This window comes from Rhodobium gokarnense (assembly GCF_025961475.1).
Taxonomy (GTDB): domain Bacteria; phylum Pseudomonadota; class Alphaproteobacteria; order Rhizobiales; family Rhodobiaceae; genus Rhodobium; species Rhodobium gokarnense.
In genome coordinates this window covers 310,299-335,329 of sequence record NZ_JAOQNS010000004.1, presented here as the reverse complement: position 1 = coordinate 335,329, position 25,031 = coordinate 310,299, and the positions used below count along the sequence as shown (strand labels likewise).

Here is a 25,031-nt window from a genome sequence, read left to right as displayed (position 1 = left end):
AAGTCCGTCGCCCGGCGCCTTGATCCGTCGTCGCGGCCTCAGGCGGCGGTGAGTTCCAGCTTCATCGGGCTGCGGAAGTTGGAAGACGGCACCCATTTCGTGGTCTCGCCGACGCGCTCGAACTCCGGATAGCGGCCGAGGAACTCCTCGAACGCGATCTTCGTCGCCAGCCGCGCCAAGGCCCCGCCGAGGCAGGCATGCACCCCGCCGCCGAAGCCGAGATGGCCGCGGGGCTTGCGCGCGATGTCGAAGACGTCGGGGTTCTGAAAGCGCCGCGCGTCGCGGTTGCCCGAGCCGTAGACCAGCATGATGAAGTCGCCCTCTTTCATGAGCTGGCCGTGGTTCTCCACGTCCCGCGTCAGACAGCGGCGGAAGCGCTGGGCCGACGTGTTGAAGCGCAGCGACTCTTCGATGGCGTCGGGGATCAGCGACGGGTCGGCGACGAGCGCCCGGCGCGCATCGTGCTGTTCCGCCAGATTGTAGGCCATCATGCTGAGGAAGCCGGAGAGCGACTCCACACCGGCCATGATCAGCGTCGTCACCGTCATCTGGATTTCCCGATCGGCAAGGCTCTCGCCGTCGATTTCCGAGGTGATGAAGTTGGAAAGGAGATCTTCCCCCGGCGCCTTCTTGCGTTCCGCGATCAGCTCGTTGGCGTAGTTCGCCATCCACTCATAGGCGGCGATGTGCTCCGGCCCCTTCTGGCGGGTGACCGGATCGGTCTGCACCATCAGGACGGCGTTGTCGCGCACGGTCTGGCGGCCGGATTCCGGCATCGCAAAGAGGTCGAACAGGAGGTCGACCGTCACCTTGGAGGAGTATTCCGCAACGAAGTCGAAGCTCTTGCGGCCGTCGAGGGCATCGAGGTGCTTCTTGCACATTCCCCGCGTCGGCTCGACAATGACGTCGAGGGCGCGCTTGGTCATCGCCTTCTGGATCAGGGCGCGCAGCCGGTCGTGGCGCGGCGGATCGGTGGTGCCGAGCGTGGCGCCGGCCCGGTTCGGCAACTCGTCGACGAGATTGCCCTTGGCCGAGGAATAGGTCTGCCAGTCGTTCAGCGCCGAGACGATGTCGTCATAGCGCGAATAGACCCACATGCCGGCCTCCTCGCACCAGAACGCCGGATACTCGTCGCGCAGCGTCTTGTAGGCGTCGAACGGGTCGGCATCGTTTGCCGGAGAATAGGGATCGAAGCGGAACACGCGTGTTTCCTCCCGGGATCATTGTGCAATTTGTTCTTGTTCCACCTTGAACTGTATGGACGGAGGAGCCGCCGTGGAATGGACGAAATGGAATATGTCTTGTACTTTTTGCACGTTTCAGAAGAAAGCGATCCGCCATGGCCCGACACGATCCGGCGCTTCAGACGATTTCCCACTATGTGCTTTTCGGCGACGAGCAGCCGGACGACGACCCCCAGTTCATCCATATCGAGGATATCCGCACCCGCTCGCGGCTCTATGAATGGCAGATCACGCCGCACACCCACCGGCGGATGTTCCAGATCGTCTATCTGACGACCGGATCGGCCTCGGTCTGGATCGACGACCGCACCATGAGGGCCGATGCACCCGCCGTCGTCTGCGTCCCCGCCGGCGTCGTCCACGGCTTTTCCTTCGAGCCGGAAACGGTCGGCTGGGTGCTGACCATGTCGGAACTATTGCTGATCGACGCCCGTTACCGGCGCAGCCGCAAGCTCTTCGAGCCGCTGTTCGGCGAGCCGACGATCCTCTCCTTTGCCGACAACGCGGACGGCGCAAGGCTGATCGCGACCACCCTCGACGAGATGCTGCGCGAGTTCCAGTGGCCGCAACTCGGCCGCGGCTCCATGTTCGAATGGATGGTGCGCATCGTCCTGATGGCAATCCGGCGCGAGCACGACCGCCAGCAGCCCCTGCGCCAGCCGGTGGAGGAGCGGCGCGAGCTCTTCACCCGCTTCCGCCACCTTCTGGAGGACAACTACAAGCACCACTGGTCCGTCGCCGGCTACGCCTCTTCCCTCGGCGTCAGCCAGGCCCGGCTCAACCGGATGTGCAGGTCGTTCGCCGGCAAAGGGCCGAGCGAGCTGATCCAGGACCGCCTGGTGCTGGAGGCCCAGAGGCACCTGATCTACACCTCGGCAACGGCCTCCATGATCGCCTACGAACTCGGTTTCCAGGATCCGGCCTATTTTTCAAGGCTGTTCAAGCGGCGCACCGGGCTCGCGCCCGGTCGGTTCCGCGAAGAGAAGATGGCCGAGCCTTTCCCGCACTGAGAAACGGACCTGTCGGGAGCGGCGGGCCTACCAGCCCTCAAAACCCTTCAGCTTGGCGTCGTCGACCCGCCCGGCCGCCGCATCGGAAATCGCGTCGGAGATGATCGCCACGGCCTCGTCGGCCTCCGCCGCCGACAGCGTCAACGGCGGCGTCAGCTCCAAGACGTTGGAGTTCATGCCCACATAGTAGACGACGAGTCCGAGCTCGAAGGCCCGGTAGACGACCTTGGCGGCGAGCTTTTTCGCCGGTTCCTTGGTCTCCCGGTCGGTGACGAGTTCGACGCCGATGGCGAGCCCCCGCCCTCGAACCTCGCCGATCTCGGCGTGTTTTTCTTTCAAGGATTCCAGAGAGTTGAGCAGATGTCCGCCGACCGTGGCGGCATTGTCGATCAGCTTTTCGGTCTCGATGGTGTCGAGCACCGCATGGGACGCGCCGCAGGAAATGGCGTTGCCGTGCAGCGTCTGCATGGAAAAGCAGACGGCAAAGTCGAGGATGCTTGCAGGCCCGATCACCGCGGAAATCGGCACGCCGCCGCCCAGCCCCTTGCCGCAGACGACGATGTCAGGCGTGAAGTCCTCATGCATGTAGCAGTGTAGCCGCCCGGTCCGGCCCATGCCGACCTTGACCTCGTCGCTGACGGTCAGGATGCCGTAGCGCGCGCAGATTTCCGCCAGCCGCTTGAAGAAGCCGGGCGGCGGCACGATCAACCCGCCGTCCGACTGGATCGGCTCGATGAAGAACGCCGCCGTCTCCTCGCCGGGACAGGGACCGGCCAGCAGTTCCTCGATCTGGTCGAGCAGCGCCGCCCCCGTCGGATCGTCGGCGAACGGTCGGTACGGATCGGGATAGGGAACGAGGCTGAGGCCCTCCGCCTTGTCGGAGCCTTCCTGCGCCGAGTGACCCGAAACCGCCATGGAGCCTGCCGTGCCGCCGTGATAGGCGCCGGTGAAGGCGATCAGCCGCTTGCGGCCGGTGGCGGCAACGACGGCGCGCGCCACGGTCTCGTTGGCGTCGGACCCGGAATGGCCGAGCCAGACCCGGCGCTCGCCGGTGCCCGGCGTCAGCGCAAGCAGCCGCTCGCCGAGCCGGATCGCCGGCGCGCTCGCCGCCGACAGGATGCTGGCGCCGGCGGGGTTGGCCGCCGCCGCGGTGATTGCCGCCACAAAGGCCGGATGGCCATGCCCCAGGCTCGCCGCGCCCCAGGAGGCGGAAAGGTCGAGCAGCTTGCGGCCGTCCTCGGCGATCACATAGGAGCCGTTGCCGCCGGTGACGGCGAGCGGGAAGAAGCGAAGGTTCTGCAGCTTGGAGAGCGTTTTCTGGTCTTTTTCGTAGAGCGGGAAGGCCATTCCTAGTAGACCTCCTCGTACGCCGCACAGACGTCGTCCTCCTTGCGGCCCTTGAGGAAGTCGATCTCGCCCTTCTTGTGCTTGGCGTAGACTTCGGCGAACCGGCCCGGGAACCATCCGGTGACCGTTTCATCGCCCGAAAATCGTTCAAGTGCTTCTTCAAGAGATTGCGGCAACCGTATGAAACCACGCTTGTTAAGCTCTTCCATGGAAAGAAGCGACAGGTCCTCTTCCGTGGCCGCCGGCGGGGTCAGCCCCTCCTCGATGCCCTGCGTTCCGGCATGGACGATGGCGGCCAGTGCCAGATAGGGGCTCGCCGCAGCATCGCCGGCCCGGAACTCGAAATTGAACTGCTCTGCCGTGGCGATATCGCTCATGCCGGAGACGGGACAGATGCGTACCGAGGCCTCCCGGTCGCGGTAGCCGAGATTGTTGAAGGCAGCGCTCCAGCGATGCGGCGTCAGCCGCGTATAGGAGATGACGCTCGGCGCGGTAACGGCGACGATGCGGTCGAGATAGGCGAGCACGCCGGCGACGAACTGGCCGGCGACCTTGGAGAGCCCGTGCGGGCCGTCCGGATCGTAGGTGGCCGGCGTGCCGTCGGCGTGGCGCATGCTCATATGGATGTGGACGCCGTTGCCGACGCCGGCGGGGCTGCGCAGAGGCGTAAAGCTCGCCTCGCGGCCGACGCGGCCGGCGGTGATCCGCACCAGTTCGCGCAGGATCACGGCATGGTCGGCCCCGGCAATGCCGGCCGCCGGCTTCATGGTCACCTCATACTGGTCGACGCCGTACTCCTTCATAATGGTGTCCGGGCCGAGATGGGCGGTGCGCATGACGGCGGTCAGTGCCTCTGCGAAATCCCGCTCGGCGCGAAAGCCGGAGGCGCTGTAGGCCGAGCCGAGCGGACAGTTACCGCCCTTGAAGTGAAACTCGTGCTCGAAGGCCGAGACCAGCGTGACGCCGGCGACCCGCTCCAAACGCTCCAGCGCGCCCTTCAGGATCGAGCGGGTGCAGCACTCCCATGCCTCGCCCGTCGTCTCATGGATATCGCCGAGGACGAAACGCTCGGGCGGGCGCTCGTCCATATAGTCGGCGACCACCATGGTGTCGGGATCGGGGATCATGACGAGGTCACCGAGCGCGCCATAGGGGCTGTCGGCGATCGCATCGAAGCAGGTGATCTGCACATTGGTCGGCGTCCAGCCGATGCCGCGCTTCAGGCGCTTTTCGAAATCGCTTTCGGGAAACGCCTTGCCGCGCACCTTGCCGGCGATGTCGCTGGTGCACAGAAAAACCAGGGATTCCTGCTTCACGGATCAATCTCCTCAATGTCCATGTCCGGTCCGGACCGCCCGAGCGTGATGCGGGCGTCGTCCCATTGTTCGATGCGTTTGCGGGTCGCCTCCCAGTCGCGCTCCGAAATCGAGACGATCATCGCCTCGATCAGGGTCACGGCGGCGGCCTGGCCGTCCCAGGCCGTTCCGGTTTCGGTCGGCACGACGAGGACGTGGCCGGCATGGCGGGAGGCGGGCGCCAGCCACTTGTCGGTGACGACAACGACCTGCGCCTGGCGGCGCTCCGAGACGAGCCGGGCAAGCTCGGTCAGGCTTGGCTGGTAGCGGCGGAAGTCGAAAAGGATAAAGACGTCCTGGCGGCGGATACGCAGGACGTAGTCCGGCCAGATCTCCGGGTCGAGCGGCAGATGGTGGATGCGCCCGCGGATCTGCCTGAGATGCATGGAGAGCATCCGGGCGATGGTGTCGGAGATACGCCCGCCGATGAGGAAGATGTTGCGCGAGGGATCGGCGATGAGGTCGCAGACGGCGTCGAACTGCTGCTGCGGGATCGCCGCCGCCATCTCCTTGATGAGGGTCGCCAGGCGATCGGCATAGTCGGCGAGGAACCGGTCCGGCGTCGCCGGGTTTTCCTCCGGTTTCAGATCGACCGGCGAGCGATGGCTCTCCTTCAGCTCCGCGATCAGCCCGCGCTGGAACGCCTGGTAGCCATGGTAGCCGAGCTTGGCGACGAAGCGCGTGATCGACGGCGCGGAGACCTTTGCGCGGTCGGCGAGTTCCTGGATGGTCTGCAGCCCGGCGAACGGATAATCCGCCAGAATGACGGTCGCCACCTTCCGCTCGCTGGAGGTCAATTCGGGGACCATTTCCTCGATCCTGCCGCGCACACTCACCAACATCTACCCTCCCCGATGCCGTTTTTCATCGTGTTTTTAAGCGTTTCGCACCGTCGCACTGCATTATTGAAAATGAAAATTTTTTGTCAATGCGCACTAAACTATTGACTTTGAAATTTTCCTTTTGCTGAAATGTGACGGTAATTCCGGCGGTCTGACGCCCCCTCCCAGGCGAAACGGCGAGCCCAAGAGATGATGGCCAACGAGATGGTGGCATGACGGTACTCCCCTGGCGCTTTCTGGCGATCGCCGTCTTCGTGCCGGTCCTCCTGGTGATCGCGGCCGCAATGGTCGGCGCCAATGTCGGCGGCGGCGTCGAGCGCACCCTGATCGTCTTCTTCATCAACCTGGCCGCTGTTGCCGGCATGGGGCTCTACTGCGGCAATTCCGGCATTCTCAGCTTCGGCCACCTGTCTTTCATGGGCATTGCGGCCTACACCTCGGCGATCCTGTCGCTGCCGGTGGCGATGAAGAACATGACGCTGCCGAACCTGCCGCCGGTCCTCGCCGCCATCCACCTCGATTTCGTGCTGGCCCTCCTCGTCGCCGTCGCCTTCTCCATGCTCGTCGCTTATGTCGCCGGCCTGGTCATCGCCCGGCTCGAAGGCGCGGCGGCAACCATCGCGACCCTTGCGCTCCTCATCATCGTCCACGGCGTCATCATCGGCGCGCGCGACATCACGAGGGGCAGCCAGTCCTTCTTCGGCGTGCCGCGCGAGACCGATATCTGGGTCGCCGCCGCCGTCTGCGCCGTCGCCCTTGTCATCGTCCGCCTGTTCCGGGATTCCGTGCCCGGCCTGAAGCTGAGGGCCGCCCGCGAGGACCTGATCGCGGCCAAGGCCAACGGCATCGGCGTCAAGCACGAGCGGATGCTCGCCTGGGTGCTGAGCGCCGGCCTCGTTGCGCTCGCCGGCGTCGCGCTGGGGCACTTCCTCGGCGCCTTCTCGCCGAAGAAATTCTATTTCCACGACACCTTCGCGCTCCTTGCCATGCTCATCGTCGGCGGCATGACGACGATGACCGGTGCCGTCGTCGGCGCCGTCTCCATCACGCTGGTCTCTGAGATCCTGCGGCGCCTGGAAGGCGGCATCGACCTCTTCGGCTACCAGCTCCCGGAGGTCTTCGGCACCACCCAGATCGGCATCGGCCTCATCATCCTCCTCGTCATGTTCCGCCGCTCCGACGGCCTTGCCGGCCTCGACGAATGGGACGAACGGCTGCTGCCGTGGCTGTTCCGACGAAAGGTGCCGGAAGGCGACGACGCGCCAAAACTGGCGGCAACGACAAACGACGCGACGCTGACCGCCGAGACTGTCACCAAACGCTTTGCCGGCCTTATCGCCGTGGACAAGGTGTCCCTGTCGCTCGCCCCCGGCGAGATCGTCGGCCTGATCGGCCCCAACGGTTCCGGCAAGACCACGCTCCTCAACCTCATCTCCGGCGTCCTGCCGGCGACCGAAGGCGTTGTGAAAAAGGGCGAAACCGTCATCACCGAAATGCCGGCGCACAGGATCGCCGGCCTCGGCATCGCCCGCACCTTCCAGAATATCCGCCTGTTCCGGACCCTGAGCGTGCGCCAGAACGTGCTCGCCGCCGCCCTCAACGCCTGGCCGAAGCGCAGCGTTGCCGAGGCCGAAGCCGCAAGCGCCGCGGCGCTCGACTGGATGGGCATCGCCGACAAGGCCGAATTCAAGGCCAACACGCTGTCCTATGGCGACCAGCGCCGGGTGGAGATCGCCCGCGCCCTCGCCCTGGAGCCCGACTTCCTGTTCCTCGACGAGCCGGCCGCCGGCATGAACCGCGAAGAGACCGATGCGCTGATGGAGACCCTGCGCAAGCTCCGCGACACGCTCGGCCTCGGCCTTCTCGTCGTCGACCACGACCTGCCGCTGATCGTGCGGCTGTGCGACCGCGTCGTCGTCCTCAACGAGGGCAAGCTCATCGCCGAGGGCGCTCCCGGCGACGTGCAGAAGAACCCCGATGTGATCACTGCCTATCTGGGCCGCAAACGCCAGGACGACATCGCGGCCTGACCGGAAAAGAGACACCACCTCCGCCCAAAAGAAGGGAACCGACATGAAGAAGTTTCTGACACCGCTCATCCTCGGCACGGCGCTGGCGCTGCCCGCGTTCGGTGCCGCTTCGGCTGCCGATGACACGCTGACCATCGGCGTCGCCACCGCCCAGACCGGCAGCCTCGCCCCGTTCGACGGCCCGGTCATCGAGGGCTTCAAGATCGCCGTCGACGAGATCAACGAGGCCGGCGGCATCGACGGCAAGATCAAGATCGAGACCATCGACAAGGATGTGCGGTCCGACGCCGCCCAGACCTCGATCGCCACCCAGGAACTGGTCGATGCCGGCGTCGACGTGCTGGTGCTGCCCTGCGACGCCGATCCGGCCTTCGCCGCCGCCTCGATTTCCGGCGCCGCCCAGATCCCGGCCTTTTCCACCTGCGCCTCCTCGCCGACCCTGCCGGTGATGGGCGGCGACTACATGTTCGCCAACTTCCCCGGCGACAACGTCCAGGCGACCGTCTCGGCCAAATGGGCCTTCGACCAGGGCCACCGCTCCGCCTACCTGCTCTATTCGCCGGACACCCAGTACACCACGCTGCCGCTCTATTTCGGCGACGTCTTCGAGGCGCTCGGCGGAAAGATCCTCGGCAAGGCCACCTACAAGCTCGACCAACAGGATTTCTCCGCCGAGGTCACCAAGATCAAGGCGCTCGATCCCCAGCCGGACGTCATCATGACGTCGGCCTATGAGCCGAACTTCCCGGCCTTCATCAAGCAGCTCCGCGCCGCCGGCGTCACCTCCCAGGTGATCGGCTCCGACGGCATCGACTCGCCCACCACCTTCTCGCTCGGCGAAGCGGCCGAGGGCGTCGTCTTCTCCACCGCCGGCCACCCGACCGCGGGCAGCCCGCTGGAGAAGTTCAACAAGCTCTACGAGGAGAAGATGGGCAAGAAGTCCGAGACCGTCTTCAACGCCATCGGCTACGACCTCGTCCAGGTGATCGCCGCCGCCGTCAAGGAAGCCGGCACCACGGATTCCGTCGCGCTCCGCGATGCCATCGCCAATCTTGAGAACGTCCAGGGCGCGACCAGCCTGATCACCTACAAGGGCACCATGGGCATGCCCGTGCGGGAAGTCTCCCTCGTGCGCGTCAAGGGCGGCGAGCGCGAACTCGTCGGCCAGCCCTCGCCGGATGCGGACCTCATCCCCGCCCCCCGGATGCAGTAAGCGACAACGGAAAGTTCCCGGCATGCCGCTCCTGACCGTCTCCGATCTGAAAGTCCGCTACGGCCCCGTCGAAGCGGTCAGGGGCGTATCGCTCAACGTCGAGGAAGGCGAACTCGTCGCCCTCCTCGGCGCCAACGGCGCCGGCAAGTCGTCGACGCTGAACGCCATCGTCAGCCTGGTGCCGGCAGCGGAAGGATCGATTTCCTTTCGCGGCAACGACGTCACCAAGCTGCCGACGGAAATGCTGGTGCGCCGCGGCATCACGCTCTGCCCGGAAGGCCGGCGCGTCTTTTCCGGCCTGACGGTGGCGGAAAATCTCAGGCTCGGCTCCTACGGCCGCGCCGACACCTCGACGCTATCCGACAGCTACGACCAGGTCTTTCAGCTGTTCCCGATCCTGAAGGAACGCGAGCACCAGTTCGCCGGCACGCTTTCCGGCGGCCAGCAGCAGATGCTGGCGATCGCCCGCGCGCTGATGATCGATCCGAAGCTCCTGCTCCTCGACGAGCCGTCGCTCGGCCTTGCCCCGCAGATCGTGGAATCCATCTTCGAGCTGATCGCCAAGCTGCGGGCCCAAGGCATCACCATCCTCCTCGTGGAACAGAACGTCGCCATGTCGCTCGACATCATTGACCGGGGCTACCTGGTCGCCGGCGGCGCCATCGTCGCCTCCGGCACGGCGGAGGAGCTGAAGTCCTCCAACATCGTCGAAGAAGCCTATCTGGGAGCCCACTGACCCCATGGAACTGTTCCTGCAGCAGACGGTCAACGCGGTGGCGCTCGGCGGCACATACGCGCTTCTCGCCCTCGGCCTTGCCATCGTCTTTTCCGTCATGGGGATGATCAACTTCGCCCACGGCGAGCTGATGACCATTTCCGGCTACACGCTGATGTATTGCGGCATCGCGGGCGTGCCCTTCGTCATCTCCGTGCCGCTGGCGATCCTTGCCGCGATCCTCGCCGCCGTCCTGATGGAGCGCATCGCGTTCCGGCCGGTGCGCAACGCCTCCGGCGCGACCATGCTGGTCACCAGCTTTGCCGTCGCCACGATCCTGCAGATCCTGTTCCAGAACCTCATCGCCACGCGCTCCAAGCCGGTGGCGCTGCCGGAAGGGCTTGCCCAGAGCGTTGCCTTCGGCGACTTCCTCATCGGCGTCAACAAGCTGGCCGCGATCGGCGCGACCATCGTCATGCTGATCTTCCTCAACTGGTTCCTGAAGCGGACCTCCGTCGGCATCGCCATGCGCGCCGCGGCCGAGGATTTCCCCGTCGCCCGGCTGATGGGCGTCAGGGCCAATGCGGTCATCGCCGGCGCCTTCGCCCTTTCCGGCCTGCTTGCCGGCGTCGCCTCGGTGCTCTGGGTCTCCCAGCGCGCCTCGGTCGACCCGCTGATGGGGTTCGTGCCGGTGCTGAAGGCGTTCATCGCCTCCATCCTCGGCGGTCTCGGCTCGCTGACCGGTGCCGTCGCCGGCGGTTTCCTCCTCGGCTTCATCGAGATCTATTCCACGGCCTTCCTGCCGGAGAGCCTGCAGGAGTTCAAGGAGCCGATCGGCCTTGCCGTCGTCGTGCTGGTGCTGCTGTGGCGACCGAACGGCCTCATTCCCTCTGCCAATTTCGGCACGGAAAAGGTCTGACCCATGGCAGAAGCTTCGCGGAACGCCGGCGCGGTCGCCACCGCGCCCCTTCTCGGCCCTGACGAGCCGAAGCCCTTCGAGGTCGCCAACCGGGCCGGATCATCGCCGGTGTTTCTCACCTGCGAGCATGCCGGGCGCCGCATCCCGCGCGCCCTCGGCGATCTTGGTGTCCCAGGCCACGAGATGGACCGGCACATCGCCTACGACATCGGCGCAGAGGACCTCGCGCGGCGGCTCTCGGCCCGGCTCGACGCCCCGCTCGTCCTGCAGCCCTACAGCCGCCTCGTCGTCGACTGCAACCGCCCGCCGGAAAGTCCGCAATGCGTGCCGGAGATTAGCGACGGCACCGCGATCCCGGCCAACCGGGGTATCTCGCCCCTCGCCCACCGCCAGCGCGTGGAGGATATTCACACGCCGTTCCACGGCACGGTCGCGGGGCTTCTCGACGCGCGGCAGACGGCCGGACAGCCGGCCCTCCTCGTCGCCGTCCACTCCTTCACCGCCGAGCTTGCCGCCAGGCCCGAGCCGCGCCCCTGGCATGTCGGCCTCCTCTACAATCGCGACGACCGGCTGGCGCGCCACCTGATGGCCGGCCTTGAGGTCCACGCCTCGTCGTATCTGTCGACCTTCAACGAGCCCTACACGGTCGAGGACGACAGCGACTTCACGATCCCCGTCCATGGCGAGAAGCGCGGCATCCCGCATGTGCTCCTGGAAGTCCGCAACGACGAACTCGCCACACCGGCAGGCCGCGAGACCTGGACCGGGATCCTTGCCGTCGTCATCGACCACGTGCTTGCCAATCAGGAAGGACTGCTATGACCGCTGCCGAAGGCCTGACCCGCGAGGTCCCGCTCGTTCCCGCACAATCCGCATTGCTCTTCATCGACGTCCAGAACTTCGCCGTGAAACGCGAGGGCGCTGAGTTCAAGGACATCCCCGACGAGGAGATCGCGACCAAATACGCCTATTACTTCGAGCGCCTGAAGACGCTCGCAATCCCCAACATGCAAAAGCTCCAGGCGGCGTTCCGAAAGGCCGGCATCGAAGTCCTCTACACCACCATCGAGAGCCTGACCAAGGACGGCCGCGACCGCAGCCTCGACTACAAAATCTCGGGCTTCAACGTGCCGAAGGGTTCTTGGGACGGCAAGGTGATCGACGAACTGGCGCCGACCGACGACGAGATCTGGCTGCCGAAGAGCTCGTCCTCCGTCTTCGTCTCCACCCACATCGACTACATCCTGCGCAATCTCGGCGTGAAGCAACTCGTCATCGCGGGCCTCGTCACCGACCAGTGCGTGGAAAGCGCGATCCGCGACGCCTGCGACCTCGGCTATCTGGTCACGGAAGTGACCGACGCCTGCGCGACCTATACTGAGGAGCGCCATGACTTCTCGCTCCGCGCCATCAAAGGCTATTGCCGCCAGGTGACGACCGAAGAGTTGATTGCGGAGATTTCGTGAGGCGCCGGGCTTTCCGGGTCTCTGCACGCAATCCTCGGCCGAACCGCCCTATGGATTGCCGCGTCGGCCTGTCGGCCTCCTCGCAATGACGAATCTCCCACGCTCGTCATTGCGAGCGCAGCGAAGCAATCCAGTTCGGCCTTTCAGATCAATCCTTTAGAAAAACGGGACACGCAGCCCAGCCTGCGAACGGCACGATCGGGCCGGGCCCCCTCAAAACCGGATCACCCGCGGATCGTCCGAATAGAGCACATCGACGAGGTCGGCGCGGTTGTCGATGGCGGCGCGCTGGTTGATGTAGCCCTTGTCGGTGATCTCGTTCCGGTCGATCGATGGCGGCGTTGTCATGATAAGCGCCCGGGCGATCCGGAAGCTGGAGCCGGCGTGGTGCTGGTTGTAGCCACCGATGCCACGGCGCAGCTTGTCGCGGACCGCCTCCGCGACGACCAGTTCCTCAAGCGGGGCGCCCGCATCGCGGCCTGAAAGCTTGGCGCAGCCGGCGACATTGGGAAAAACGAGGATGCCGACCTCGTCCCGGTCGTGGCCGGTGACGACGCAGTCCTGGATCACCGGCGCGCCGGCGGCAATCGCCGCGACGCGGATGTTGCCGACGCTGACCCACGACCCGGACATCAGCTTGAAGTCCTCCGCCACCCGCCCGTCGAAGACGACGCCCGCCGCCGGATTGTCCGGGTCGGCCAGCCGGCCGGCATCGCCGATCCGATAAAAGCCGTCATCGTCGAAGGCCGCCTTCGTCAGGTCGTCGCGCAAATAGTAGCCCGGCGTCACCAGCGGCCCGCGCACGCGCATTTCCAGCTTGTCGCCGTTCGGCGTGAATTTGAGGTCGACGCCCGGCAGCGGCAGACCGATCACCCCGGCCCGCTCGATCGGGAAATGGGCGTTGGTGACGGCCGGCGCCGTCTCTGTCGCGCCCCAGGACGAGGTCATCGGGATTTTCGAGCCACGCGCGGCGACGGAGAGCTGTTCCAGCCGCTCCCACAGGTTCTGCGGCAGGGCGGCCGCGGCATAGAAGATGAGATCGAGCTCGGAGAAGAAATAGTCGCGCAGCCGCTCGTCTTCCTCCAGGTACGGCAGCACCATGTCGAAGCCGCGCGGCACGTTGAAATAGAGGGTTGGGGCGACGTCGCTGAGATTGGCGATGGTGCGGTCGATCAGCCCCGGCACCGGCTTGCCGTGGTCGATGAACAGCGTGCCGCCATTGTAGAGCATCATGTTGAAGTTGTGGTTGCCGCCGAAGGTGTGGTGCCACGGCAGCCAGTCGAGGATGACCGGCGGCCGGCGCTCCAGGAACGGCCAGACCTGCAGCATCATCTGCTGGTTGGAGACCATCATCCGGTGCGTATTGATGACGCCCTTGGGCTGCCCGGTCGATCCCGACGTGAAGAGGATTTTGGTCGGCGTGTCCGGTCCGGCGGACCGGTAGGCCGCATCGACGGCAGCGCCCGGCACGGCCTCCAGGAGCTCCGAGAAGTGCGTTGCCGGCCGCGCCTCGTTGGCGGCGATGACGAGTTCCACGCCGGTCAGATCGAGGCTCGACAGCGCCTTTTCGAAGCGCGCGCCGTCGGCGGCAAAGATCAGCTTCGGCCCGACCAGGTCATAGATATATTTGAGCTTTTCGTGGTCCTCCGACATCAGCGAATAGGCCGGAGAGACCGGCGTCGCCGGAATGCCGGCATAGATCGATCCGAGCTGCAGGAGGCCGTTTTCGATGGAATTGTCGGAGAGCAGCATCACCGGATTGTCGGCGGTGATGCCGCGGCCAAGGAGCGCGGCCGCGATCGCCCGGACGCTCTGCAGCGCCTCGGCATAGCTCACCCGCCGCCAGGCGCCCTCGCCGTCCCGTTCGGCAAGGAAGGTGCGGTCCGGGACCCTGTCGGCCCAATGGTGCAGGCAGGCGCAGATGTGGTCGGGATAGGACGCGAGCGGCATCGGCGAGGCGAGCACGAAGCCGCCGTCGGCAAGCTCGGTGCGCTCGACCCGCGCGGGCGCAAACTCCAGGCTCCCCCGCTCAACGATTGCCATTCTTGGTCCCCTCAAATGCCCGATCGGCGCACCCTTCGGCGGCTATCCCGGTCGGCGTTGCGGGCAACTATGGCAAGCCGAACCGGCCCTGTGAAGGGGCTGGATACAATCGCCGGTGCACGACTCGTCGTCTGCCGAAAAGAGCCGGAAAGGCCGTTTGCGACGGGCAACTCAGCGGCTCTCCACCTTGAGGACGACGGCCATCGCCGTATCACCCGCCGCACAGCCCTCAAAGAGCCCGTAGCCGCCGCCCCGGATCACCAGTTCCTCGATCAGCTCGATGATGGAGCGCAGCCCCGTCGGCGCCTGGGGATGGCCCCAGATCAGCGACGAGCCGTAATTGTTCATGGCGGAAAGGTCGCACCCGGTCTCGCGGGCAAAGACGATGTCGTTGACCGCAAACGGGTTGTGCGACTTGATCGCCACCATCTGCGAGATCTCGAGCCCGGCCTGGTCGAGCGCCCGCCGAGCTGCCGGGATCGTCGCCTCGGGCATGTGGGCGAGTTCCGTGCGCGCCTGGCCGAAACCGCAAAGCGAAATCCGGATCGCAGCATCGCGCGACAGCTCGCGCGCCTTATCAGGGGTTGCGACAACCATGGCAACGGATCCGTCCGCCGGATGGGTCTGGCCGCCGAAGGTGACCGTGCCGCCGGGAACCACGGGCTTCAGGCGCGAGAGCCCCTCCGCCGTCGTTGCCGTGATCCCCTCGTCGCCGTCGATGGTCGTGGCGATCTTCCTGAAGTTCGGTGTCGGCACCTCGAAGGGCAGCGTCATGTAGCGGCGCTGGAAGGCCCGGTCGTCCGCGGTCGCCATCTGGTACTGCGCGTGGCGACGGAGCACGACCTCATGCTGCTCCTCCGTTGAAATCCCGTGCTTTTTCGCAACGTTCTCCGCAGTCGTCACCATGGCGTGGCCGCCGAGCGGATCGCAGCCGAAATTGTCCATGACCCAGTCTTCCGACGCCCCCGTGCCACCGGGCCCGCGCGGATTCGGATAGTAGAGGTGCGGGCCGTTGGAAGTGCGGTCGCAGGTGGCGATGAGGCTGACGCCGGCCATGCCGGAACCGATCTCCTGGGTGCCGGACAGCAACGCCCGCGCGCCGGTGGCGCAGGCCTGCATCACCGTCGGCCCGCCCACATGGCCGGCCCCGATCAGCCCCATGAACCAGGGCGCGCCATAGAAGGAATGGTGCTGCGGCACGCTGATGCCCAGCACCGCATGGTCGAAGACGCCTGGGTCGACCGCGCGCTTCGCCAATTCCTGCCGCGCCACATGGGCGGCGAATTCGACGCTGTTGAGGGACGCGAACGCCCCCTGCCACTTGGCGAACGGAGTCGACCAGTAAAGGCCGTAGGGAATTTCTGCGAGCGCGGTCACCGGGGCGCCTCCTCAAAACGCGATACCTGCAATCGGCCGCCACTGTGCCGGGGCCGGCGGGACAGCGCAACAGGGAGAAGTGCCCAAATGAAAACGGGCCGCCCCGATCGGAACGACCCGTTTTCGCAGGTAGCAAGGACCCGGCTCCGCCGCGGCCGATGAGGCCGCGCGGATCGGGCGCCAATGGGGTCAGCCGTTGACGGAATCCTTGAGGCCCTTGCCGGCCTTGAACTTCGGCGTCTTGGATGCCGGGATCTTGATGGTCTCGCCGGTGCGCGGGTTGCGTCCCTCGGTGGCGGCACGCTGGGTGACCGAGAAGTTGCCGAAACCGATGATGCGGACCTCGTCGCCCTTCTTCAGGGCATCGGTCACCGCAGCGAAGGTCGCGTCGACGGCTTCGCCGGCAGCGGCCTTCGTCAGCCCCGTGCGCTCGGCGACGTCGGCGATGAGTTCATTCTTGTTCATCAGAAATCCTTTCGTGTCTTGCGGGCTGCCTGATTCGCCGCTTGCCCGCCAAGGTTCATACTTCTGGGGAAAAGCCGCCGAAAGCAAGGCTGTTTCTCGCAGAAATCCGCGGTTTTTCACCATTTTCAATAAAAAACCCCCGGCCAGACGGCCGGGGGGACGTTTGTGTTGCAGCTTTGTCGCTTAATGCGCCGTTAAAGCGGCGCTGTCGTCGTCGGAAACGGCGGGTTTCTGCTCCTCGTCCGCCGCGTCCCATTCGATCGGTTCCAGCTCGCCCGCAAGGGCATTGGCCAGCACCTCGTCCATGCGACCGACCGGGATGATATCCAGCGCGTTCTTCACGTTGTCCGGAATCTCGGTCAGGTCCTTGGCGTTCTCTTCCGGGATCAGCACCGTCTTGATGCCGCCGCGCAGCGCCGCAAGGAGCTTCTCCTTCAGCCCGCCGATCGGCAGCACCCGTCCGCGCAGCGTGATCTCGCCGGTCATGGCGACGCTCTTCTTGACCGGAACCCCGGTCATCACCGAGACGATCGCGGTGACCATGGCAACGCCCGCCGACGGACCGTCCTTCGGGGTGGCGCCTTCCGGCACGTGGACGTGGATGTCCCGCCGGTCGAAGAGGCTCGGCTTGATGCCGAAATCGACCGACCGCGAACGGACGTAGGACGCCGCCGCCGAGATCGATTCCTTCATCACGTCGCGCAGATTGCCGGTCACGGTCATCTTGCCCTTGCCGGGCATGTCGACGCCTTCGATCGTCAGCAGCTCGCCGCCGACTTCGGTCCAGGCAAGGCCGGTGACGACGCCGACCCGGTCCTCGTCCTCCGCTTCGCCGTAGCGATAGCGCGGCGCGCCGAGATACTCCTCGAGCTTCTTCGGCGTGACCTTGATGCTCTTCTTCCTAGACGTCAGCAGCTCCTTGATGGCTTTCCGCGACAGGGTCGCGATCTCGCGCTCAAGGTTCCTGACGCCCGCCTCGCGGGTGTAGCGCCGGATCAGCATCCGGAGCGCCGGCTCCGTGATGGCGAACTCGCCATCGTCAAGGCCGTGGTCTTTCTGCGTCTTCGGCATCAGGTGGCGCTTGGCGATCTCGACCTTCTCGTCCTCGGTGTAGCCGGCGATGCGGATGATCTCCATGCGGTCCATCAGCGGCGCCGGGATGTTGAGGGTGTTGGCCGTCGTCACGAACATCACGTTGGAGAGGTCGTACTCGACCTCCAGATAGTGGTCCATGAACGAGGAGTTCTGCTCCGGATCGAGCACCTCAAGCAGCGCCGACGACGGATCGCCGCGGAAATCCATGCCCATCTTGTCGATCTCGTCGAGAAGGAACAGCGGGTTGGATTTCTTGGCCTTCTTCATCGACTGGATGACCTTGCCGGGCATCGAGCCGATATAGGTCCGCCGGTGGCCGCGGATTTCCGCCTCGTCGCGCACGCCGCCCAGCGACATGCGCACGAATTCGCGGCCCGTGGCCCGCGCGATCGACTTGCCGAGCGAGGTCTTGCCGACGCCCGGAGGCCCGACGAGGCAGAGGATCGGCCCCTTCAGCTTGTTGGCCCGGCTCTGCACGGCGAGATATTCGATGATCCGCTCCTTGACCTTTTCCAGGCCATAGTGGTCGGCGTCGAGCACCTCTTCGGCATAGCCGAGATCGTTCTTGACCTTGGAGCTCCTGGACCACGGAATGCCGAGCAGCCAGTCGAGGTAGTTGCGCACCACCGTCGCCTCGGCCGACATCGGGCTCATCTGGCGCAGCTTCTTGATCTCGCCGAGGGCCTTTTCCTTGGCTTCCTTGCTGAGCTTGGTCTTGGCGATCTTGTCTTCCAGTTCCTGGATCTCGTCGCGCCCGTCCTCCGAGTCGCCGAGCTCCTTCTGGATCGCCTTCATCTGCTCGTTGAGATAGTACTCGCGCTGGGTCTTCTCCATCTGGCGCTTGACCCGGCTGCGGATGCGCTTTTCGACCTGCAGCACGGAGATCTCACTCTCCATCAGGCCGAGGATGCGCTCCAGCCGGCCGCCGACGGAGACGATCGACAGGATTTCCTGCTTCTCCGGGATCTTGATCGCCAGGTGCGAGGCGATGGTGTCGGCGAGCTTGGAATAGTCGTCGATCTGCCCGATGGCGCCGAGCACCTCCGGTGACACCTTTTTGTTCAATTTGACGTAATTTTCGAACTCGTTGACCACGGAACGGGCAAGCGCTTCGGCCTCGACCTCGTCGCCCTCGTCCTCCGGCAGCACCTCGATGCGCGCCTCGAACAGGTCGTCGCGGTCGCTGAATTCGACGATCTCGGCCCGGTCGCCGCCTTCCACCAGCACCTTCACGGTGCCGTCCGGCAGCTTCAGGAGCTGCAGCACGGTGGCTAGCGTGCCGACCTCGTAGATCTGGTCGGTCGAGGGGTCGTCGTCGGAGCTGTTCTTCTGGGTCGCAAGCAGAATCTGGGTGTCGCCCTGCATCACTTCCTCAAGGGCGCGGATGGATTTCTCGCGGCCGACGAAGAGCGGGACGATCATGTGCGGGAAGACGACGATGTCGCGCAGCGGCAGAACCGGGAACACGTTTTCGTCTTGCTTCTTTTCCGGAGAGCTCGAATCAATGGCGGACATCGGGTCATCCTTTTCCTGAACGGTGCCGAACGTTGCACGAGGCGTGCCAACGGTCCGCGCACCTGCGGCAATGGAAGCGGTGTCGGGAGGAAATCGGCAGGCGCCGAACACCCCAAAACGGGCGCATCCGGCGTCTCCGGCACTGCCGCTTGTCCGTATTAGGTGGCGCTCGGCCCTATGGGTGTCAAGGCACGTGAACGGCGATGCCTTGACCTATCCCCGAAAGTTACGCGGACGTGGCGGAATTCTCCGCACGATCCTCGTAAATGTAGAGCGGACGCGCCTTGCCATCGACGACCTCGGCGGAGATCACGACCTCCTTGACGCCCTCAAGGCTCGGCAGCTCGAACATGGTGTCGAGCAGAATCGTCTCCATGATGGAGCGCAGGCCGCGGGCGCCGGTCTTGCGCTCGATCGCCTTGCGGGCGATCGCACGAAGCGCCTCTTCCTGGAAGGTGAGTTCCACCGATTCCATCTCGAACAGCCGCTGGTACTGCTTGACCAGGGCGTTCTTTGGCTCGCCGAGGATTTCCACCAGCGCCGCCTCGTCGAGGTCTTCCAGCGTGGCGATGACCGGCAGGCGGCCGACGAATTCCGGAATGAGGCCGAACTTCAGAAGGTCCTCCGGCTCCACGTCGCGGAACAATTCGCCCGTCTTGCGGTCTTCCGGCGCCAGCACCTGGGCCTTGAAGCCGATGGAGGTCGACCGGCCGCGGTCGGAGATGATCTTTTCAAGGCCGGCGAAGGCACCGCCGACGATGAACAGGATGTTGGTGGTGTCGACCTGCAGGAATTCCTGCTGCGGGTGCTTGCGGCCGCCCTGCGGGGGAACGCTCGCCACCGTGCCTTCCATGATCTTCAACAGCGCCTGCTGGACGCCCTCGCCCGACACGTCGCGGGTGATCGAGGGGTTGTCCGACTTGCGGCTGATCTTGTCGACCTCGTCGATATAGACGATGCCGCGCTGCGCGCGCTCGACATTGTAGTCGGCGGACTGCAGCAGCTTCAGGATGATGTTCTCGACATCCTCGCCGACATAGCCGGCCTCGGTCAGCGTCGTCGCGTCGGCCATGGTGAACGGCACGTCGAGGATGCGCGCCAGCGTCTGCGCGAGCAGCGTCTTGCCGCAGCCGGTCGGGCCGATCAGGAGGATGTTGGACTTGGCCAGCTCCACGTCGTTGTTCTTGGACGCGTGGTTGAGGCGCTTGTAGTGGTTGTGCACGGCCACCGACAGCACCTTCTTGGCATGGCTCTGGCCGATCACATAATCGTTCAGGACCGTCGCGATCTCGTCCGGACTCGGGATGCCGTCGCGCGACTTCACCAGCGAGGTCTTGTTCTCCTCGCGAATGATGTCCATGCACAGCTCCACGCATTCATCGCAGATGAAAACCGTCGGACCCGCGATCAGCTTGCGCACCTCATGCTGACTCTTTCCGCAGAAAGAACAGTAGAGCGTGTTCTTGTTGTCGCCGCTGACCTTGCTCATTCAATCATCCTCACGTCGCGGGAAGGCAACGCGCCTTCCTTGTCGGAATGGAAAGCCGGACCGGGAGGCGATCCTGCTCCTGTCGTGCCATCCCACACGTCTTCGAACGTCCGCCGTCGTCAAACGCATGATGCGATGACATCATGTTAGACGGCCAACACTCAAGAGAAACTTAATGGCCCTTACGCTAAAGAATAGAGGGCTGCGGCACAACATCCGAGATTTTCCGTAAGGTGCGCCCGCAAGGGCACACTTCGCGGCAACTCTCCCGGACGTACCAGGCGCCCCCTTGCGACCCGGCTCGGCCGTCAGCTTTCCGCGCCGCCGGAGATCATGTCGCGGTCGGAAATCACCTGGTCGACGATGCCGAACTCCTGCGCCTTCTCCGCCGTCATGAAATTGTCGCGCTCCAGCGCCGCCTCGATCTTGTCGAGCTCCTGGCCGGTGTGCTTGCCGTAGATCTCGTTGAGGCGCTTCTTCAGCGCCAGGATCTCCTGGGCGTGCAACATGATATCGCTGGCCTGGCCGCGGAAGCCGCCGGACGGCTGGTGCACCATGATGCGCGCGTTCGGCAGCGCAAAGCGCATGTCCTTCTCGCCGGCCGCCAGCAGCAGCGAGCCCATCGAGGCGGCCTGGCCGAAGCACAGGGTCGAGACCGCCGGGCGGATGAACTGCATGGTGTCGTAGATGGCAAGGCCGGACGAGACGATGCCGCCGGGCGAATTGATATAGAGCGCGATTTCCTTCTTCGGGTTTTCCGATTCCAGGAACAAAAGCTGGGCGCAGACCAGCGTCGCCACCGTGTCCTCGATCGGCCCGGTGATGAAAATGATGCGCTCCTTCAGGAGCCGGGAAAAAATGTCGTAGGCCCGCTCGCCGCGGTTGGTCTGCTCGACCACCATGGGGACCAGGGAATTGACGGTGTAATCGACGGGATCGCGGTCGGCCATAAACAGTCCTTGTCGTCGTCGCGGCGGGGCGGTCCCCGCCTTGCGCGGTGCGATCGGGGGGCGGCCCCGATTCGGATCGGTGTCTGGTCCTATTTAGTCAAACGCCGCCCGATAAAAAAGCGTCATTCGACCGCCGTGGTTAGCGGCCCGGCCGCGCGGCACCGGAAGAGCCGGAAAGGGCGCCCGGGCAAAAGCCGTTCGGGGCGCCCTCCCAATGGCGGTCACTTCTTGGTGTCGTCCTCGGCAAAGAGCTCGTCCTTGGTGACGGTCTTTTCCTCCACCTCGGCGAGCTCCAGCAGATAGTCGATGACCTTGTCCTCATAGATCGGTGCGCGCAGGCTCGCCATCGCCGTCGGGTTCTGCTGGTAGTACTCCACCACCTGCTTTTCCTGGCCCGGGAACTGGCTGACCTTCTCATAGAGGGCCCGCTGCATTTCCTCTTCGGTGACCTTGATCTCGTTGCGCTCGCCGATCTCCGACAGGACGAGACCGAGGCGGACCCGGCGCTCCGCGATGGTCATATACTCCTCGCGCGCCTTCTCCTCGGTGGTGTCCTCGTCCTCGAAGCTGTGCTTGGCCTGCTCCATGTTGTTGGTGAGCTGGCCCCAGATCTGCTCGAACTCGCTCTGCAGCAGGGTCGGCGGCAGCTCGAACTTGTGCAGCTCGTCGAGCTTGTCGAGGAGCTGGCGCTTGACCTTCTGGCGGCTTTCGCCGGCGAACTCGTTCTCGATCTGCTGCTTGACGGTCTCGTTGAGCTTGTCCATCGATTCGATGCCGAAGCGCGAGGCGAAGGCATCGTCCAGCACGACCTCTTCCGGCGCCGCCACTTCCTTGATGACGATGTCGAACTCGGTCTCCTTGCCGGCCAGATGCTCGGCCGGATAGTCCTCCGGGAAGGTCACCTTGATGGTCTTCTCGTCGCCGACCTTGACGCCGACGATCTGCTCCTCAAAGCCCGGGATGAAGCGGCCGGAGCCGAGCACGATCTGCCCGTTCTCGTCGCTGCCGCCCTCAAAGGCCTCGCCGTCGAGCTTGCCGACATAGGAAAGGGTCACCCGGTCGCCGTCCTCGGCGGCAGCGCCCTCTTCGCGCGGCGCGTAGCTCTGGTTGCCTTCGGCAATCTGGCGGACCCGCGCCTCGACCTCCTCGTCGGTGACCTCGGCCACCGGGCGCTCGATGCTGATCGACTTGAAGTCGCCGAGCTCGAATTCCGGCAGGACCTCGTACTTGATCTTGAAGGTCAGGTCGCCGTCGCCATTGAGAACCCCTTCAAGGGTCTCGTTCTCCACGTCGACATCCGGCTGGAAGGCCGGCTTCTCGTCCTTGCCGTCGATCGAGGAGCGGATGGTTTCGGTGATCGTCTCGTTGACGATCTCCTTCATGGCCTCGGTGCCGTAGACGCGCTTCAGATGGGCGAGCGGAACCTTGCCCGGGCGGAAGCCCGGCAGCCGGACGCGGTCCTTCACGTCCTCCAGGTATTTGACAAGACGGCTGTCCAGCTCGTCGGCGGGAACGACGACGGAAAGCTCCCGCTTCAGCCCCTCGTTCAGGGTCTCGTTGATCTGCATTACGTGCTCTGTCCTTACGTATCGCGCGTCTGAATGTTCGCCGAACCGCCCGACCGGCCCTCAGGGGCCGTGGGGTTCGCTCGGGAGCAGCTTTGGGGGTACCGGCGGAAAGCTTGGTGCGGGCGGAGGGATTTGAACCCCCACGGCTTGCGCCACCAGGACCTAAACCTGGCGTGTCTACCAATTCCACCACGCCCGCAACGGGCGCCCGAACCGACCGAAGCCGAGGCGCCGCCTCTATATCACCCGATGTTCGGCCATCAAAGGAAAAACGGCGCTTTTCCATCACAAAAGGGCCGCAGGGCCGCCGCGCGGGGCGCGGCAGCGGGGCTCATGGGGCGCCGTTTCGAACGCAAGGCGTTCGCAAGCCCGAACGGGAGCCGGCCGGCCAGGCCGCCCCATCGCAGCGGCGGGCGAAGCGAACGCGCGTGAGATCAATAAAAAACGGCGCCTCAGATTTTGGCCAACGCCCAGATGACACCTGTGGTCGCAACCGCGAACCAGACAAGGGTCATCGGCAGCCGGTCGACGTCGAAGCCGGCTTGATAAAACAGCACCGCGCCGATGGCGACGGCGATCGCTGCAAAGATTTTCATGGGTCCTCGTGCCTCCCGTTCGAAAACGGAACACTTCGTTGCTGATGCCGGCAAAGCTGCAATGCGTGCGCCATGTGCGTCGCCCACGACAGGCGCGTTGGGGAAAGGCCAAACGAAGCGTTGACGGAATTCTCGAAAGGCGCGGTAGCCGTTTAATCGCCCGGCTCGAGGAGGTCGGCGAACACCGCCGGGAGCGCCGGAGCGAGGTCCTCGGCGATCATGCCGGGCCCGAAGCAAGCGGCGGCTTTTCCGTGCATCCAGACCGCCATGGCGGCCGCCTCGAAGGCCGGCATCTTCTGGGCGAGGAGGCCCGCAACGATGCCGGTGAGCACATCCCCTGCCCCCGCCGTCGCCAGCCAGGGCGGGGCGCTGGCATTGATCGCAGCCCGTCCGTCCGGCGCGGCAATGACCGTATCGGGTCCTTTCAGGACGACGACGGCGCCGCTCCGCGCGGCCGCTTGGCGCGCCCTGTCCGGTTTCGAGACAACGGCCGTCTCCGGATTGGCAACGCCGAGATCGGGGAACAGCCGGGAAAACTCCCCTTCATGCGGGGTCATCACCACGCCCGCCCCGGAGTGTGCCGCAATGGCACCGAACAGTCCTTGTGGCTCATTCTGGTATGCCGTCAGCGCATCGGCATCGAGGACGACGGACCGGTCACCGTCGAGGCAGGCAGCGACGAGGTCGCAGGTTTCGGGTCCGATCCCGACGCCCGGACCGATGGCGACCGCGTTGAGGCGCGTGTCCGACAGCAGCTCCGACAGCCCCTCCGCGCCGCGGCAGGACTTCACCATGACCGCCGTCAGATGGGCCGCGTTGACGAGGACGGCGCCCGGCGGCGAGGCGAGCGAGACGAGCCCCGCCCCGGCCCGCAGCGCCGCCATGGCGGCAAGGCGCGCGGCGCCCGTCGCCGATGCCGGCCCGGAGACGACGACGGCATGGCCGCGGGCGTATTTGTGGCCCTCGACGACCGGCGGGTGCCAGTGGTCGCGCCACAGGGCCGGCTCGTTGGCAAAGGTTTTCGGAGCGATATCGCCAAGGACGCCGGAGGGAATGCCGATGTCATGGACGTCGACGGGCCCGCAAAGGCCGCGCCCCGGATAGAGCAGATGCCCGGGCTTCCTACGGAAGAAGGTGACGGTGGCATCGGCCCGGATCGCAGCGCCTTGGGCCAGTCCCGTCTCGCCGGAAACGCCGCTCGGCAGGTCGACGGCCAGGACGGAAGCCGGGTCGGCGTTGACGGCCTCGATGAGATCGGCGGCCGCCCCCGTCACCGGCCGGGCGAGCCCGGCGCCGAACAGCGCATCGATGATGAGGTCGTGGCCGGGAACGCACGCCGGCGTGGCCGCGCCGATGTCGCCACCCCACGCCTCGGCGGCAAGCCTGGCATCGCCCTTCAGCTTTGCCGGATCGCCGAACTGGCAGAGCGCGACGGCGCAGCCGCGCCCGGCCAGAAGACGCGCCACCACATAGCCGTCGCCGCCATTGTTGCCGGGGCCGGCAAGGACGAGGACGCGGCGGGCATCGGCGAAGCGGTCGCGGACGGTCTCGGCGATCGCCTTTCCCGCCGCCTCCATCAGCGTGATGCCCGGCGTTCCCGCGGCGATCGTCGCCGCGTCGGCCCGCCCCATTTCCTCCGGCGTCAACAGCTCGATCACAACAGAGCCCTTCAAAGGTCCAAACGAAACGCGGCCATTGTCGGAGGCATCGCCGGCCTGTCAAGGCGGCTACCGGTCCGATGGACAGGACAAAAAGACAAAAAAATGGGCCGGAGCGCTTGCGCTCCGGCCCG

Annotated in this window: 20 protein-coding genes and 1 tRNA gene; 7 read left to right on the top strand and 14 right to left on the bottom strand. The window is 65.4% G+C overall.

Features of this window, described 5'->3' with window-relative positions:
- Window positions 1-38: 38 nt before the first annotated feature.
- Window positions 39-1,202 (bottom strand): cytochrome P450, encoded by a 1,164-nt coding sequence (locus M2319_RS09155; RefSeq protein ID WP_264601150.1) that lies wholly within the window; start codon window positions 1,200-1,202, stop codon window positions 39-41.
- 137 nt (window positions 1,203-1,339) lie between these two features.
- Here M2319_RS09155 and M2319_RS09150 point away from each other — a divergent pair, with 137 nt between their 5' ends.
- Entirely contained in the window at window positions 1,340-2,254 is a 915-nt protein-coding gene (locus M2319_RS09150; protein ID WP_264601149.1) for a helix-turn-helix domain-containing protein, read from the top strand.
- A 27-nt stretch (window positions 2,255-2,281) separates the two neighbouring features.
- Here the strand turns inward: M2319_RS09150 and M2319_RS09145 are convergent, their stop codons facing one another.
- From M2319_RS09145 to M2319_RS09135, 3 genes are read right to left on the bottom strand one after another with little or no spacing between them, the layout of a single operon-like run.
- Window positions 2,282-3,601 carry an aspartate aminotransferase family protein gene (locus tag M2319_RS09145; protein WP_264601148.1) on the bottom strand — a complete coding sequence of 440 codons (1,320 nt, stop codon included), beginning with the start codon at window positions 3,599-3,601 and terminating at the stop codon, window positions 2,282-2,284.
- A gap of 2 nt (window positions 3,602-3,603) precedes the next feature.
- Window positions 3,604-4,917 (bottom strand): glutamine synthetase family protein, encoded by a 1,314-nt coding sequence (locus tag M2319_RS09140; RefSeq protein ID WP_264601147.1) that lies wholly within the window; start codon window positions 4,915-4,917, stop codon window positions 3,604-3,606.
- The gene (locus M2319_RS09135) at window positions 4,914-5,798 is read right to left on the bottom strand and encodes a MurR/RpiR family transcriptional regulator (protein WP_264601146.1); all 885 of its coding nucleotides are present in this window, start codon (window positions 5,796-5,798) and stop codon (window positions 4,914-4,916) included. Before M2319_RS09135 ends, M2319_RS09140 begins: the two co-directional genes overlap by 4 nt.
- A 212-nt stretch (window positions 5,799-6,010) precedes the next feature.
- Here M2319_RS09135 and M2319_RS09130 point away from each other — a divergent pair, with 212 nt between their 5' ends.
- From M2319_RS09130 to M2319_RS09105, 6 genes are read left to right on the top strand one after another with little or no spacing between them, the layout of a single operon-like run.
- The gene (locus tag M2319_RS09130; RefSeq protein ID WP_264601145.1) at window positions 6,011-7,828 is read left to right on the top strand and encodes a branched-chain amino acid ABC transporter ATP-binding protein/permease; all 1,818 of its coding nucleotides are present in this window, start codon (window positions 6,011-6,013) and stop codon (window positions 7,826-7,828) included.
- A 43-nt stretch (window positions 7,829-7,871) separates the two neighbouring features.
- The gene (locus tag M2319_RS09125) at window positions 7,872-9,041 is read left to right on the top strand and encodes an ABC transporter substrate-binding protein (RefSeq protein WP_264601144.1); all 1,170 of its coding nucleotides are present in this window, start codon (window positions 7,872-7,874) and stop codon (window positions 9,039-9,041) included.
- Between the two features lie 22 nt (window positions 9,042-9,063).
- Window positions 9,064-9,777 (top strand): ABC transporter ATP-binding protein, encoded by a 714-nt coding sequence (locus M2319_RS09120; RefSeq protein WP_264601143.1) that lies wholly within the window; start codon window positions 9,064-9,066, stop codon window positions 9,775-9,777.
- Window positions 9,778-9,781: 4 nt separating this feature from the next.
- Window positions 9,782-10,675: a branched-chain amino acid ABC transporter permease gene (locus tag M2319_RS09115; RefSeq protein ID WP_111433016.1), complete on the top strand. Its 894-nt coding sequence runs from the start codon at window positions 9,782-9,784 to the stop codon at window positions 10,673-10,675.
- 3 nt (window positions 10,676-10,678) lie between these two features.
- On the top strand, window positions 10,679-11,497 hold the full coding sequence (locus tag M2319_RS09110) for an N-formylglutamate amidohydrolase (protein WP_264601142.1): 819 nt from the start codon (window positions 10,679-10,681) through the stop codon (window positions 11,495-11,497).
- The gene (locus tag M2319_RS09105; protein WP_264601141.1) at window positions 11,494-12,141 is read left to right on the top strand and encodes an isochorismatase family cysteine hydrolase; all 648 of its coding nucleotides are present in this window, start codon (window positions 11,494-11,496) and stop codon (window positions 12,139-12,141) included. Before M2319_RS09110 ends, M2319_RS09105 begins: the two co-directional genes overlap by 4 nt.
- 213 nt (window positions 12,142-12,354) lie before the next feature.
- Here M2319_RS09105 and M2319_RS09100 read toward each other — a convergent pair whose 3' ends face one another.
- The 10 genes from M2319_RS09100 to M2319_RS09055 all read right to left on the bottom strand — a co-directional run bounded on the left by M2319_RS09100 (window position 12,355) and on the right by M2319_RS09055 (window position 24,894).
- The gene (locus tag M2319_RS09100) at window positions 12,355-14,184 is read right to left on the bottom strand and encodes a feruloyl-CoA synthase (RefSeq protein ID WP_264601140.1); all 1,830 of its coding nucleotides are present in this window, start codon (window positions 14,182-14,184) and stop codon (window positions 12,355-12,357) included.
- A 171-nt stretch (window positions 14,185-14,355) separates the two neighbouring features.
- Window positions 14,356-15,561, bottom strand: coding sequence for a thiolase family protein (locus M2319_RS09095; RefSeq protein ID WP_264601139.1), 1,206 nt, complete (start codon window positions 15,559-15,561; stop codon window positions 14,356-14,358).
- 189 nt (window positions 15,562-15,750) lie between these two features.
- Window positions 15,751-16,026: an HU family DNA-binding protein gene (locus tag M2319_RS09090; protein WP_111433011.1), complete on the bottom strand. Its 276-nt coding sequence runs from the start codon at window positions 16,024-16,026 to the stop codon at window positions 15,751-15,753.
- Between the two features lie 183 nt (window positions 16,027-16,209).
- Window positions 16,210-18,636 carry an endopeptidase La gene (lon, locus tag M2319_RS09085; RefSeq protein WP_264601138.1) on the bottom strand — a complete coding sequence of 809 codons (2,427 nt, stop codon included), beginning with the start codon at window positions 18,634-18,636 and terminating at the stop codon, window positions 16,210-16,212.
- A 226-nt stretch (window positions 18,637-18,862) separates the two neighbouring features.
- Window positions 18,863-20,125, bottom strand: a complete 1,263-nt coding sequence (clpX, locus tag M2319_RS09080; RefSeq protein ID WP_264601137.1) for an ATP-dependent Clp protease ATP-binding subunit ClpX — start codon at window positions 20,123-20,125, stop codon at window positions 18,863-18,865.
- 308 nt (window positions 20,126-20,433) lie between these two features.
- Window positions 20,434-21,075: an ATP-dependent Clp protease proteolytic subunit gene (locus tag M2319_RS09075; RefSeq protein ID WP_111433008.1), complete on the bottom strand. Its 642-nt coding sequence runs from the start codon at window positions 21,073-21,075 to the stop codon at window positions 20,434-20,436.
- A 221-nt stretch (window positions 21,076-21,296) separates the two neighbouring features.
- On the bottom strand, window positions 21,297-22,643 hold the full coding sequence (tig, locus tag M2319_RS09070; RefSeq protein ID WP_264601136.1) for a trigger factor: 1,347 nt from the start codon (window positions 22,641-22,643) through the stop codon (window positions 21,297-21,299).
- Window positions 22,644-22,757: 114 nt separating this feature from the next.
- A tRNA-Leu gene (locus M2319_RS09065) sits at window positions 22,758-22,842 on the bottom strand.
- 253 nt (window positions 22,843-23,095) lie between these two features.
- Entirely contained in the window at window positions 23,096-23,239 is a 144-nt protein-coding gene (locus tag M2319_RS09060; protein WP_264601135.1) for a hypothetical protein, read from the bottom strand.
- A 152-nt stretch (window positions 23,240-23,391) separates the two neighbouring features.
- A complete protein-coding gene (locus M2319_RS09055; RefSeq protein ID WP_264601266.1) occupies window positions 23,392-24,894 on the bottom strand; it encodes an NAD(P)H-hydrate dehydratase in 1,503 nt (500 codons plus the stop codon).
- Between the last annotated feature and the right edge of the window lie 137 nt (window positions 24,895-25,031).

Bases quoted from the DNA above. Each gene is read 5' to 3' on its own strand.
- M2319_RS09130 (WP_264601145.1), top strand. From the start codon at position 6,011: ATGACGGTACTCCCCTGGCGCTTTCTGGCGATCGCCGTCTTCGTGCCG.
- M2319_RS09105 (WP_264601141.1), top strand. From the start codon at position 11,494: ATGACCGCTGCCGAAGGCCTGACCCGCGAGGTCCCGCTCGTTCCCGCA.
- M2319_RS09120 (WP_264601143.1), top strand. From the start codon at position 9,064: ATGCCGCTCCTGACCGTCTCCGATCTGAAAGTCCGCTACGGCCCCGTC.
- M2319_RS09150 (WP_264601149.1), top strand. From the start codon at position 1,340: ATGGCCCGACACGATCCGGCGCTTCAGACGATTTCCCACTATGTGCTT.
- M2319_RS09060 (WP_264601135.1), bottom strand. From the start codon at position 23,239: ATGAAAATCTTTGCAGCGATCGCCGTCGCCATCGGCGCGGTGCTGTTT.
- M2319_RS09100 (WP_264601140.1), bottom strand. From the start codon at position 14,184: ATGGCAATCGTTGAGCGGGGGAGCCTGGAGTTTGCGCCCGCGCGGGTC.
- M2319_RS09090 (WP_111433011.1), bottom strand. From the start codon at position 16,026: ATGAACAAGAATGAACTCATCGCCGACGTCGCCGAGCGCACGGGGCTG.
- M2319_RS09110 (WP_264601142.1), top strand. From the start codon at position 10,679: ATGGCAGAAGCTTCGCGGAACGCCGGCGCGGTCGCCACCGCGCCCCTT.
- M2319_RS09135 (WP_264601146.1), bottom strand. From the start codon at position 5,798: ATGTTGGTGAGTGTGCGCGGCAGGATCGAGGAAATGGTCCCCGAATTG.
- lon (WP_264601138.1), bottom strand. From the start codon at position 18,636: ATGTCCGCCATTGATTCGAGCTCTCCGGAAAAGAAGCAAGACGAAAAC.
- M2319_RS09125 (WP_264601144.1), top strand. From the start codon at position 7,872: ATGAAGAAGTTTCTGACACCGCTCATCCTCGGCACGGCGCTGGCGCTG.
- clpX (WP_264601137.1), bottom strand. From the start codon at position 20,125: ATGAGCAAGGTCAGCGGCGACAACAAGAACACGCTCTACTGTTCTTTC.
- tig (WP_264601136.1), bottom strand. From the start codon at position 22,643: ATGCAGATCAACGAGACCCTGAACGAGGGGCTGAAGCGGGAGCTTTCC.
- M2319_RS09075 (WP_111433008.1), bottom strand. From the start codon at position 21,075: ATGGCCGACCGCGATCCCGTCGATTACACCGTCAATTCCCTGGTCCCC.
- M2319_RS09145 (WP_264601148.1), bottom strand. From the start codon at position 3,601: ATGGCCTTCCCGCTCTACGAAAAAGACCAGAAAACGCTCTCCAAGCTG.
- M2319_RS09115 (WP_111433016.1), top strand. From the start codon at position 9,782: ATGGAACTGTTCCTGCAGCAGACGGTCAACGCGGTGGCGCTCGGCGGC.